The sequence below is a fragment of the Streptomyces sp. NPDC054840 genome (assembly GCF_053611065.1).
The window spans coordinates 1-12173 of sequence record NZ_JBSGZP010000170.1 but is presented as its reverse complement, the minus strand read 5'-3'; the positions used below and the strand labels follow the sequence as shown (position 1 = coordinate 12173).

The 12173-nt window shown below is 68.8% G+C and carries 7 protein-coding genes and 1 pseudogene; 4 read left to right on the top strand and 4 right to left on the bottom strand.

The window, feature by feature from the left end; all coding sequences use genetic code 11:
• Positions 1–54 precede the first annotated feature (54 nt).
• The 4 genes from ACWGIU_RS15070 to metH all read right to left on the bottom strand — a co-directional run bounded on the left by ACWGIU_RS15070 (position 55) and on the right by metH (position 8220).
• Positions 55–1638: an ABC transporter substrate-binding protein gene (locus ACWGIU_RS15070; RefSeq protein ID WP_453705900.1), complete on the bottom strand. Its 1584-nt coding sequence runs from the start codon at positions 1636–1638 to the stop codon at positions 55–57.
• A 71-nt stretch (positions 1639–1709) separates the two neighbouring features.
• Entirely contained in the window at positions 1710–3314 is a 1605-nt protein-coding gene (locus ACWGIU_RS15065) for an ABC transporter substrate-binding protein (protein WP_453705898.1), read from the bottom strand.
• A gap of 567 nt (positions 3315–3881) precedes the next feature.
• Positions 3882–4583: an HAD family hydrolase gene (locus tag ACWGIU_RS15060; protein ID WP_453705896.1), complete on the bottom strand. Its 702-nt coding sequence runs from the start codon at positions 4581–4583 to the stop codon at positions 3882–3884.
• Between the two features lie 112 nt (positions 4584–4695).
• Positions 4696–8220 carry a methionine synthase gene (gene metH / locus ACWGIU_RS15055; RefSeq protein WP_453705894.1) on the bottom strand — a complete coding sequence of 1175 codons (3525 nt, stop codon included), beginning with the start codon at positions 8218–8220 and terminating at the stop codon, positions 4696–4698.
• 277 nt (positions 8221–8497) lie between these two features.
• On the opposite strand from metH, the gene ACWGIU_RS15050 reads away from it, so the two are divergent.
• The 4 genes and pseudogenes from ACWGIU_RS15050 to ACWGIU_RS15035 all read left to right on the top strand — a co-directional run.
• Entirely contained in the window at positions 8498–9265 is a 768-nt protein-coding gene (locus ACWGIU_RS15050) for an IclR family transcriptional regulator (protein WP_453705892.1), read from the top strand.
• 311 nt (positions 9266–9576) lie between these two features.
• Positions 9577–10359 (top strand): MIP/aquaporin family protein, encoded by a 783-nt coding sequence (locus tag ACWGIU_RS15045; protein ID WP_327734682.1) that lies wholly within the window; start codon positions 9577–9579, stop codon positions 10357–10359.
• A gap of 81 nt (positions 10360–10440) precedes the next feature.
• Positions 10441–11967, top strand: coding sequence for a glycerol kinase GlpK (gene glpK / locus ACWGIU_RS15040; protein WP_453705889.1), 1527 nt, complete (start codon positions 10441–10443; stop codon positions 11965–11967).
• A gap of 41 nt (positions 11968–12008) precedes the next feature.
• Positions 12009–12173: pseudogene (locus tag ACWGIU_RS15035) on the top strand (glycerol-3-phosphate dehydrogenase/oxidase); the annotation flags it as partial.

Sequence of the window (12173 nt, the reverse complement as noted above, 5' to 3'; positions counted from 1 at the left end):
GCCCCCCTCGCGTGGTGCCGGGCCCGCCCTGGGGCGGGTCCGGCTCCGTTGGCATCAGCCCTTGCTGATCTCCCAGAAGCGGAAGACGGTCGAGGCGTCGAGGGACCACTGCAGGCCGCTCACGTTCTGGCGGGTGACGGCGTACTGCTTGCCCTGCCAGAGCGGGATGAGCGGGAGTTCGTCGGCGACGATCTCCTGGAGGCGGTTGTAGTCCGTGTTGGCCGCGGTGCGGTCGGACTTCGCGGAGGTCGACGGGATGATCGTCCCGGTGATCTCCTTGTTGTCGTAGTTGTTGTTCAGCACGTTGTCCGGGCCGAAGAACGGCTGCGTGAAGTTGTCGGCGTCCGGGTAGTCGGGCACCCAGCCCTTCACGTACACGCCGTACTTGCCGGCCTGGATGTCCTTCTCGTACTGCTCGTACTCGACGGACTTGACGTCGGCGTCGAAGAGGCCGCTGTCGTTGAGCTGCTTGGCGATGACCTCGAACTGCTGGTCGGTGGAGGGGCCGTAGCGGGACGGGGTGGAGTACAGGGTCAGCTTGACCTTGCCGTTGATGCCGGCGGCCTTGAGGACGGCCTTGGCCTTCTCGGGCTGGGGGCTGCCGCCGTAGCGGTCGAAGAACGGGGTCGTGTGGCCGGCGATGCCGGTCGGCACGACGGAGTAGAGCGCGGTGGCGGTGCCCGCGTAGACGTCGCGGACGAGGGCTTCGCGGTCCACGAGGTAGGCGATGGCCTTGCGCACGGGGAGCTTGCCGACGACGGGGTCGTTGACGTTGAACACCATGTGCTCGACCTCGGCGCCGGTGCCCTGGACGACGTCGACCTTGTTGTCGCCGGTCTTGCTGGAGGCGAGGGCCGCGATGTCCTTGGCGGCGAGGCCGCGGAAGGCGAAGTCGACGTCGCCGCTCTCCAGGACGGTCTTGAGGCCGGCCTGGTCGCCGTTGAAGAACTTCAGCGTGACGCCGGTGTTCTTGGCCTTGGCCTTGCCGCTGTAGGACTCGTTGACGGAGAAGCTGGCGCTCTTCTCGCCGAAGGAGTCGAGCTTGTAGACGCCGGAGCCGACGGCCTTGTTGTCGGTGCGCAGCTTGTCGGCCGGGTACTCGGTGTGGTCGACGATGGAGCCGGCGCCCGACGCGATCTTGCTGGGGAAGGTGGCGTCGGAGGTCTTGAGCTTGAAGACGACGGTCTTGTCGTCGGGGGCGTCGATGCTCGCGATCGACGCGAGCATCACGGCCGGGCCGTTCGCGTCGTTGATCTTCAGGGTGCGCTCGAAGGAGAACTTGACGTCCTTCGAGGTGAGGGTGTGGCCGTTGCTGAACTTCAGGCCGTCCCGCAGGGTGCACTTGTAGAGCTTGCTGTCGCCGCCCTCGAAGCCGCAGGTCTGGGCGGCGTCGGGCTCGGGGGTGGTACCGCCCTTGGGGAAGCTCAGCAGCGACTGGAAGACGTTGTTGAACAGCAGCCAGGAGCCCGGGTCGTAGCCCGACGCCGGGTCGGTGGACTTCACCTTGTCGGATATGCCCATGACCACGCCCTTGCCGCTGCCGGCATTGGAGCCATCGGTCGAACCGCAACCGCTGAGCAGCGCGGCGGCGGTGGCTGCGCCGAGCGGGGCCGCCAGCCACTGGTTACGTCGATTCACGCGAACGTCCTTCACAGTCGAACTGTTTCGTTGGTCCGGCCCGCGACTTCCGCTGCCGGTCTATGCCTTGCTCAGCCGCTTACGCCGCGGCCGAGCTCCCACAGCTGGAGGTCGGAGATGGCGTTGACCGACCACTCCACTCCGGTGATCCCGTCGCGTGCGGCGACGTACTGCTTGCCCTGCCACAGGGGCAGGACGGGCACGTCCTCGGCGACGATGTCCTGTATCTCCGTGATCGCGGGGACGGCGATCGTACGGTCGACCGCCCGCCGGGATTCGGGGATGAGCCTGTTGCGCACCGCGCTGTTGGCGTACGGCGTGCCCAGGAAGTTGTCCTGCTCCAGGAACGGGGCGAGGAAGTTGTCGGCGTCCGGGTAGTCGGGGAACCAGCCGAGCCCGTAGGCGGCGTGGTCGCCCTTCTTCTGGGCGGGGCGGAAGTCCGCCCACTCGTCGCCCTGGACGGTGATGTCGAAGAGGCCGGTGGAGTTCAGCTGGGCCTTGAGGGCCTCGAACTCGGCGGCCGTACCGTCGCCGTAGTGGTCGCTGGTGTAGTGCAGGGTCAGCTTGACCGGGGTCTTGATCCCGGCGTCCTTCAGCAGGGCGGCGGCCTTGGGCGTGTTGGCGTCGCCGTACTTGTTGTAGAAGGAGTTGACGTGGCCCGTCACGGTGGTGGGGACCAGGGAGTAGAGCGGCTGCGCGGACTTGCCGTAGACGTTGGAGATGAGCCGGCCGCGGTCGACGGCGGCGGCGAGCGCCTGGCGTACGGCCTTCTCCTTGACGACCGGGGCCTCGGTGTTGAAGCCGAGGTAGCGGATCTCCAGGCCGGGCATCGGGACCAGCTTGACGCCCTTGGGGGGCTGGGCGCTGAACTCGGTGATCTGGGCCGGCGACAGGGTGCGGGAGACCACGTGGATCTTTCCGTCGGTGAGCGCCTTGCCCATGGCCGGGGAGTCGGTGAAGGTGCGCAGCTCGACCTTGTCGTTCTGCAGCTTGAGGTCGCCCTTGTAGTGCGGGTTCTTGGTGAAGACGGCGCGGACCAGCCGGCCGCTCTTGACCTCGGCCTTCATCGTGTACGGGCCGGAGCCGTCCACGGCGAAGCCCTCGCGGAGCTTCTTGGCGTCGTAGTTCTTCTCGCTGACGATGCCGGCGGCGGGGGTGGAGAGCTTGAACGGGAAGGTCGCGTCCGGGGTCTTCAGGTGGAAGACGACGGTGTCGGCGCCCTTGACCTCGACGTTGTCGAGGGTTGAGAGCAGCGAGGAGGGGCCGTTCTCGTCCTTGATGGCGAGGACGCGGTCGATGGAGAACTTGACGTCCTTGGCGGTGAGGGCCTCACCGTCGGCGAACTTCAGGCCGGGGCGCAGGGTGCAGCGGTAGCTCTCGTTGCCGGAGTCGGTGAAGCGGCAGGCGGAGGCCGCTTCGGGGACGGGCTGGCCACCGCCGCGCGGGGTGTGCATCAGCGTCTGGACGGTCTGGCGCAGGACGTTCCAGGCGCCGGCGTCGTAGGCGTAGGCCGGGTCGAAGGGGGCGGGAGCGAAGTCTGCGGCCTCGAACCGATCGGTGGTTCCGACGACGATCGCTCCGGATCCTGCTCCTCCACCACTCGTGCTGCCGCAGGCGGCCAGCGCGGGGGTGAGCAGTCCGGCCGCGGCCGTCAGCACCATGGTCTTGCGGTTCATGCTGGAAGGACTCCCTGTAACCGGCACTTGTTCAAAGCGGCGTAGAGGGCACTTCGCGGCGGTCGCCCGTTCGGGGCGGAACGATCGGGCCGGTGGTGTGACGATCGGTCCACGCGGTCCCGGCCCAGGGGTGTGTGCCGGGGACGGCTGAGGTGCGGCGTAGTGCCCGCGTCGACACTAGTGGTCCGGGACGGGATGGCTGGAACTGACCGGACTTGGGGCGTAATCGCACCGTGATCGGAGCGAACTGCCTGTTCACGCGCAGGGCCGCGCAGATTCGGGCAGGGGCTGATCAATCCGGACACAAGGGAAGGGTCAGGGGGTCGCGGACAGGTCCGTCGGGGGTTTGACGGGTGACCAAGGTCACCCTGAGCGACCGCCCCGAAGAGGATGGAATTTCAGCCTCCGGGGGCCGCGACGGAAGATCCTTCCGTGGTGCCTCGATCCGGCACATATTCCGTTCGGCACGGACGGTACATGGAGGATGCCGGTGCGTGGCGGCGTACGGGCGGCCGGTGGCGGTGCGTGGTGGTGAAGCGGTGGTGGGCGCCGCTCGGCCGTCGCGGCTCAGTTCATCGGGACGATGAGCGAGCGCAGGAACGCCAGGTCCACGTCCTCCAGCGAGCGGACGACGGTGCGCCCCGGGGCGGGTTCGATCATCCCGACCGAGGGGATGGCCACGACCCGGCAGCCGGCGGCCTCGGCGGCCGCCACGCCGGTGCGGGTGTCCTCGATGACCGCGCACCGAGAGGGGTGCGCGCCCAGCGAGCGGGCGGCGAGCAGGTACGGGTCGGGGTGCGGCTTGGTACGGGCCACCTCGTCGCCGGCGACCGTCATCGTGAAGCGGTCGCGGCCGAGGGTGAGCAGCACCCGGTCGATGACCCGGCGGTGGGAGGCGGAGACCAGGGCGGTGGGCACGTTGTGCCGGGCGAGCTCGCTCAGCAGCCGCTCGGCGCCGGGCATCAGCGGCACCTGGTCGGCGATGCGGGCCTCGAAGCGCTCGTTGAGCAGGACACTCAGCTCGGCGAGCCCGATGGCTGCGCCGGTCGCCTCGATCAGGAAGGTCGCGCTGCGGCTCATCGGGCCACCGACGACCACGTCGCGCCAGGCCTCCTCCAGGCGGTGGCCCAGCTCCTGGAAGATCTCCGCCTCGATCTCCCACCAGAAGTTCTCTGTGTCGATGAGGGTGCCGTCCATGTCGAGCAGCACCGCCTGCAGGGCAGAACCGTCGGCCGTCCGGGCGACGGGGGCGGGAACGGTGCTCGTCATGCGCATGCCTCTCGGAAGGACGAGAAGGCCGGTCACCTCTTCCGCGGGGCATACCACCCCGGGGAACAGGCGACCGGCCTGTATGGGACCGACAAGTGTACGTCGGTGGAGCTCAGCGTGCGTTGAAATACTTCGCTTCGGGGTGGTGAATCACGATCGCGTCGGTGGACTGCTCCGGGTGGAGCTGGAACTCCTCCGACAGGTGGACGCCGATCCGCTCCGGTTCCAGGAGGTCGGCGATCTTCGCGCGGTCCTCCAGGTCGGGGCAGGCGCCGTAGCCGAGCGAGAAGCGGGCGCCGCGGTACTTGAGGTCGAACATGTCCTCGACCTTCGCCGGGTCCTCGCCGCCGAATCCGAGCTCGGCGCGGACGCGGGCGTGCCAGTACTCGGCCATGGCCTCGGCGAGCTGGACCGAGAGGCCGTGCAGCTCCAGGTAGTCGCGGTAGGAGTCCGACTCGAACAGCTTGGCCGTGGCCTCGCCGATCTTCGAGCCGACGGTGACCACCTGGAGGCCGACGACGTCGGTCTCGCCGGACTCCTCGGGACGGAAGAAGTCCGCGAGGCACAGGCGGCGGCCGCGGCGCTGGCGCGGGAAGGTGAAGCGGGTCCGCTCGTTGCCCTGCTCGTCCAGGATGATCAGGTCCTCGCCCTTGGAGACGCAGGGGAAGTACCCGTAGACGACCGCGGCCTCCAGCAGGTTCTCGGTGTGCAGCTTCTCCAGGAGGCCGCGCAGCCGCGGACGGCCCTCGCTCTCGACGAGCTCCTCGTACGTGGCCCCGCCCGCGCGGGCCTGCTTGAGGCCCCACTGGCCCTTGAAGAGGGCGCCCTCGTCGAGCCAGGAGGCGTAGTCCTTGAGCGGGATGCCCTTGACGACCCTGGTGCCCCAGAAGGGCGGGGTGGGGACGGGGTTGTCGACCGAGACGTCGGAGCGTCCCCCGGGCTCCTCGGCCTCGTCGGCCCGGAGCTCCGGGCCCCCGGGTGTCGCAGGGCGCTTGGCGACGCGGCGCTGCTTGAGCTCGGGCAGGGAGGCGCCGGGGACACCGCGCTTGACGGCGATGAGGGCGTCCATCAGGCGCAGGCCCTCGAAGGCGTCGCGGGCGTAGCGGACCTCTCCCTCGTAGATCTCGTGGAGGTCCTGCTCGACGTAGGCGCGGGTGAGGGCGGCGCCGCCGAGGATCACCGGGTAGTCGGCGGCCAGCTTGCGCTGGTTCAGCTCCTCCAGGTTCTCCTTCATGATCACGGTCGACTTCACGAGCAGGCCGGACATGCCGATCACGTCGGCCTTGTGCTCCTGCGCGGCTTCGAGGATCGCGGAGACGGGCTGCTTGATGCCGATGTTGACGACGTTGTAGCCGTTGTTGGTGAGGATGATGTCGACGAGGTTCTTGCCGATGTCGTGGACGTCGCCGCGGACGGTGGCGAGCACGATCGTGCCCTTGCCCTCGTCGTCGGTCTTCTCCATGTGCGGTTCGAGGTAGGCGACGGCCGTCTTCATGACCTCGGCGGACTGGAGGACGAAGGGGAGCTGCATCTGGCCGGAGCCGAACAGCTCGCCGACGACCTTCATGCCCTCCAGGAGGGTGTCGTTGACGACGTCGAGGGCGGGGCGGGTCTGCAGCGCCTCGTCGAGGTCGGTCTCCAGGCCGTTCTTCTCGCCGTCGATGATGCGGCGCTGCAGTCGCTCGTCCAGCGGCAGGGCGAGGAGTTCCTCGGCGCGGCCGGCCTTGAGCGACTTGGTGTTGACGCCCTCGAAGAGGGCCATCAGCTTCTGCAGCGGGTCGTAGTCGCCCTCGCGCCGGTCGTAGATCAGGTCGAGGGCGGTGGTGACCTGCTCCTCGTCGAAGCGGGCGATCGGCAGGATCTTGGAGGCGTGGACGATGGCGGAGTCCAGGCCGGCCTTGACGCACTCGTCGAGGAAGACCGAGTTCAGCAGGACGCGGGCGGCCGGGTTGAGGCCGAAGGAGATGTTGGACAGGCCGAGGGTGGTCTGGACGTCCGGGTGGAGCCGCTTGAGCTCGCGGATCGCCTCGATCGTGGCGATGCCGTCCTTGCGGGACTCCTCCTGGCCGGTGCAGATCGTGAACGTCAGGGTGTCGATGAGGATGTCCGACTCGCGGATCCCCCAGTTGCCCGTCAGGTCGTCGATGAGCCGTTCGGCGATGGCGACCTTGTGCTCGACCGTGCGGGCCTGGCCCTCCTCGTCGATGGTCAGCGCGATGAGCGCGGCGCCGTGCTCCTGGGCCAGCCGGGTGACCTTGGCGAAGCGGGACTCGGGGCCGTCGCCGTCCTCGTAGTTCACGGAGTTGATGACCGCGCGGCCGCCGAGCTTCTCCAGGCCCGCCCGGATGACGGGAACCTCGGTGGAGTCCAGGACGATCGGCAGCGTGGAGGCGGTGGCGAAGCGGCCGGCGAGCTCCTCCATGTCGGCGACGCCGTCGCGGCCCACGTAGTCCACGCAGAGGTCGAGCATGTGCGCGCCCTCGCGGATCTGGTCGCGCGCCATCTCCACGCAGTCGTCCCAGCGGGCCTCCAGCATGGCCTCGCGGAACTTCTTGGAGCCGTTGGCGTTGGTGCGCTCGCCGATCGCCATGTACGCGGTGTCCTGGCGGAAGGGCACCGTCTGGTAGAGCGAGGCGGCGCCGGGCTCGGGCTGGGGGGTGCGCTCGGTGATCGCCGTGCCGCGGACCCGCTCGACGACCTGGCGCAGGTGCTCGGGGGTCGTGCCACAGCAGCCGCCGACCAGGGAGAGCCCGTACTCGCGGACGAAGGTCTCCTGGGCGTCGGCCAGCTCGGGGGCGCTGAGCGGGTAGTGCGCGCCCTGCTTGGTCAGGACGGGCAGGCCGGCGTTGGGCATGCAGGAGAGCGGGATGCGGGCGTTGCGCGCGAGGTAGCGCAGGTGTTCGCTCATCTCGGCGGGGCCGGTGGCGCAGTTCAGACCGATCATGTCGATGCCCAGCGGTTCCAGCGCGGTCAGGGCCGCGCCGATCTCCGAGCCGAGGAGCATGGTGCCGGTGGTCTCGACGGTGACGGAGCAGATCAGCGGGACGGTGACCCCGAGGGCCTCCATGGCCCGGCGGGCGCCGATGATGGAGGACTTCGTCTGCAGAAGGTCCTGGGTGGTCTCGACGAGCAGCGCGTCGGCGCCGCCGGAGAGCAGGCCCTCGGCATTGATCTGGTACGCGTCGCGGATCTGGGCGTAGGTGATGTGGCCGAGCGTGGGGAGCTTGGTGCCGGGGCCCATGGAGCCGAGGACCCAGCGCTGGCGGCCGGTGGAGGCGGTGAACTCGTCGGCGACCTCGCGGGCGATGCGCGCGCCGGCCTCGGACAGCTCGAAATTGCGGTCGGCGATGTCGTACTCGGCGAGCGCCGCGTAGTTCGTGCCGAAGGTGTTGGTCTCGACGCAGTCCACGCCCACCGAGAAGTACGCCTCGTGGACGGAGCGCACGATGTCGGGGCGGGTGATGTTGAGGACCTCGTTGCAGCCTTCGAGCTGCTGGAAGTCCTCCATGGTGGGGTCCTGCGCCTGGAGCATCGTTCCCATGGCTCCGTCGGCGACGACCACGCGGGTCGCGAGCGCCTCCCGGAGGGCATCGGCCCGGGTCTGGGTGTCAGCGGGCGGGTTGGGCAACGAAGCCATGGTTGTGCTCCCTGGGATGCGACGGCTGTCGGCTTTGCACCCCCTCTGTGTCAAGGGTGCACGCGGCCAGGGTAACCGCGAGGCACCCGCCCCGGTGTGGGTGTCCCACGTGGCGGACTGCATTCTGTGGCGGAGAGTTCCCGGGGGGGTGTCCCGGCGACGGTACGGCGAACAGCTGTCCGACGGTGCGCAAGGTCGGCATCGACCGATACTGTTCAGCATTGTCGAACCGCGTCAAGATGGTCAGTAATACCGAAGGTCCGCAGGAGGCTGCACGATGGCACGGAACATCCAGTCGCTCGAACGAGCCGCTGCGATGCTGCGACTCCTGGCGGGCGGCGAGCGCCGGCTGGGACTCTCGGACGTGGCGTCCTCGCTGGGCCTGGCCAAGGGCACCGCCCACGGCATCCTGCGCACCCTGCAGGCCGAGGGCTTCGTGGAGCAGGACCCGGCCTCCGGCCGGTACCAGCTGGGCGCGGAGCTGCTGCGCCTGGGCAACAGCTACCTCGACGTGCACGAACTGCGCGCCCGCGCCCTGGTGTGGACGGACGACCTGGCCCGGGCGAGCGGCGAGAGCGTGTACGTGGGCGTGCTGCACCAGAGCGGGGTGCTGATCATGCACCACGTGTTCCGGCCCGACGACAGCCGTCAGGTGCTGGAGGTCGGGGCCATGCAGCCGCTGCACTCGACCGCGCTGGGCAAGGTGCTGTCGGCCTACGACCCGGTGGCGCACACCCAGGCGCATGAAGTGGAGCGCGAGGCCTTCACCCCCCGGACGGTCACGGACGGCCCCGGCTTCGAGGAGATCCTGGGCCTGACCCGGGCGCGCGGCTGGGCCTGCGACGTCGAGGAGACCTGGGAGGGCGTCGCCTCGGTGGCGGCGCCGATCCACGACCGGCGCCGGATGCCGGTGGGCGCGGTGGCGGTCGCGGGCGCCGTCGAACGGGTCTGCGGCGAGACGGGGGAGCCCCGTCCCGCCCTCGTGGCGTCGGTGCGGGACTGTGCGCGTGCGGTTTCACGCGATCTCGGCGCCGGCCGGTTCTGAGCTTCCTTTAACAGGCTTTGGCCACACCCTGGCCTCTTTATGCCTGTTTTCAGCCAGATCTCGACTTTGAGATGGCTGGTTTTGGCTGATCGCACCTACGGGTAACGATCCGACACTTTGACCTGCCGACCCTTGACGCGTTCTTCACTTGGGCGGAAAACTGCCGTTCATCGGTCGGCATTGTCGAACACCTACCGGCAATACGCGCTAGGATGCGACAGGCCACGGACCGGTGCAGCACTCACCGAGTGCGCGGAACCACCGGAGGGACCCGGTGTCCGCCCACCCCTGGACGTACAAAGGAGTCGCGGGTGTCCAGCTCCGACATCTTCATCGGCGAGACCATCGGTACCGCCCTGCTCACACTGCTCGGCGGTGGCGTCTGCGCCGCAGTGACCCTCAAGAGCTCCAAGGCCCGCAACGCGGGCTGGCTCGCCATCACGTTCGGCTGGGGTTTCGCCGTACTGATCGCCGCCTACGTCTCCGCGCCGCTCTCCGGTGCGCACCTCAATCCGGCGGTCACCGTCGGTCTCGCCGTCAAGACCGGCGAGTGGGGTGACACCCCGGTCTACTTCGCCGGCCAGCTGCTGGGCGCGATGCTCGGAGCGGTCCTGATGTGGATCACCTACTACGGACAGTTCCGCGTCCACCTGGCCGACCCGGAGCACATCCGCGACGCCAAGCTCGGTCCCGAGGACCCGCACCCGCACGATGTGGCCGGTCCGGTGCTCGGCATCTTCTCCACCGGCCCCGAGATCCGTAACGTCGTGCAGAACCTGGCGACCGAGATCATCGGTACCGCCGTTCTGATCCTGGCGATCCTGACCCAGGGCCTCCAGGACGGCGGCAAGGGCCTCGGTGTCATCGGCGTCCTGATCACCTCGTTCGTGGTCGTCGGCATCGGTCTCTCGCTCGGTGGCCCGACCGGCTACGCCATCAACCCGGTGCGCGACCTCGGTCCGCGTATCGTGCACGCCCTGCTGCCGCTGCCCAACAAGGGCGGCTCCGACTGGGGTTACTCCTGGATCCCGGTGGTCGGCCCGCTCGTCGGTGCCGCGCTCGCCGGTGGTCTTTACAACATCGCGTTCGCCTGATCAGCAGTACCGGCAAGATCGTAAGATCCGCACCGCCCTTCTGATTCCGCCTACTCACCCGACCTGCCAGGAGCAGCCATCATGACCAGCAGCACCGGCCCCTTCATCGCCGCGATCGACCAGGGCACCACCTCCTCCCGTTGCATCGTCTTCGACCGCGACGGCCGCATCGTCGCCGTCGACCAGAAGGAGCACGAGCAGATCTTCCCGAAGCCGGGCCAGGTCGAGCACGACGCCATCGAGATCTGGACCAACGTCCAGGAGGTCGTGGCCAGCGCGATCGCCAAGGCGGAGATCACCGCCGCGGACGTCAAGGCCGTCGGCATCACCAACCAGCGCGAGACCACGGTCCTGTGGGACCGCCACACCGGCGAGCCGGTGCACAACGCGCTGGTCTGGCAGGACACCCGTACCGACGCCCTGTGCAAGGAGCTCGGCCGCAACGTCGGCCAGGACCGCTTCCGCCGCGAGACCGGGCTGCCGCTGGCGAGCTACTTCGCCGGCCCGAAGGCCCGCTGGCTGCTCGACAACGTCGAGGGCCTGCGCGAGCGCGCCGCCGCCGGCGACATCCTCTTCGGCACCATGGACTCGTGGATCATCTGGAACCTCACGGGTGGCCCCCAGGGCGGTGTCCACGTCACGGACGTCACCAACGCCTCGCGCACCATGCTGATGAACCTGCACACCCTGGAGTGGGACGAGAGCATCGCGAGCTCGATGGAGGTGCCTCTCGACATCCTCCCCGAGATCAAGTCCTCCGCCGAGGTCTACGGCCACGTCAAGGAGGGCGTCCTCGCCGGTGTCCCGGTCGCTTCGGCGCTCGGTGACCAGCAGGCCGCCCTCTTCGGCCAGACCTGTTTCGCCGAGGGCGAGGCCAAGTCCACCTACGGCACCGGAACGTTCATGCTGATGAACACCGGCGACAAGATCATCAACTCCTACAGCGGCCTGCTGACCACGGTCGGCTACAAGATCGGCGACCAGAAGCCGGTCTACGCGCTGGAGGGCTCCATCGCCGTCACCGGCTCGCTCGTCCAGTGGATGCGCGACCAGATGGGCCTGATCAAGTCGGCCGCCGAGATCGAGACCCTGGCCTCCTCGGTCGAGGACAACGGCGGCGTCTACTTCGTACCGGCCTTCTCCGGCCTGTTCGCCCCGTACTGGCGCTCCGACGCCCGCGGCGTGGTGGCCGGCCTCACCCGATACGTCACCAAGGCGCACATCGCCCGTGCCGTCCTGGAGGCCACCGCCTGGCAGACCCGCGAGATCACCGACGCCATGACCAAGGACTCGGGCGTCGAGCTCGCGGCCCTCAAGGTCGACGGCGGCATGACCTCCAACAACCTGCTGATGCAGACGCTCTCGGACTTCCTGGACGCCCCCGTGGTGCGCCCCATGGTCGCCGAGACCACCTGCCTCGGCGCCGCCTACGCCGCCGGTCTGGCCGTCGGCTTCTGGCCGGACACCGACGCGCTGCGCGCCAACTGGCGCCGGGCCGCCGAGTGGACCCCCCGCATGGACGCGGACACCCGTGCCCGTGAGTACAAGAGCTGGCTCAAGGCCGTGGAGCGTTCCATGGGCTGGGTCGACGACGAAGACGCCAGCTGACCGCACTCAGCTGAGTCAATCGACGAGGAGCTAAGAGAGATATGAGCAGCCTGCAGAGCGTTCCCGCACTGGGTACGCACCCGACCGCCGGTGCCAACGTCAGCCGCGCCCAGACCCGTGAGCAGCTGTCGAAGGCCACGTACGACCTGCTGGTCATCGGTGGTGGAATCCTGGGCACCTCCGTGGCGTGGCACGCCGCGCAGTCG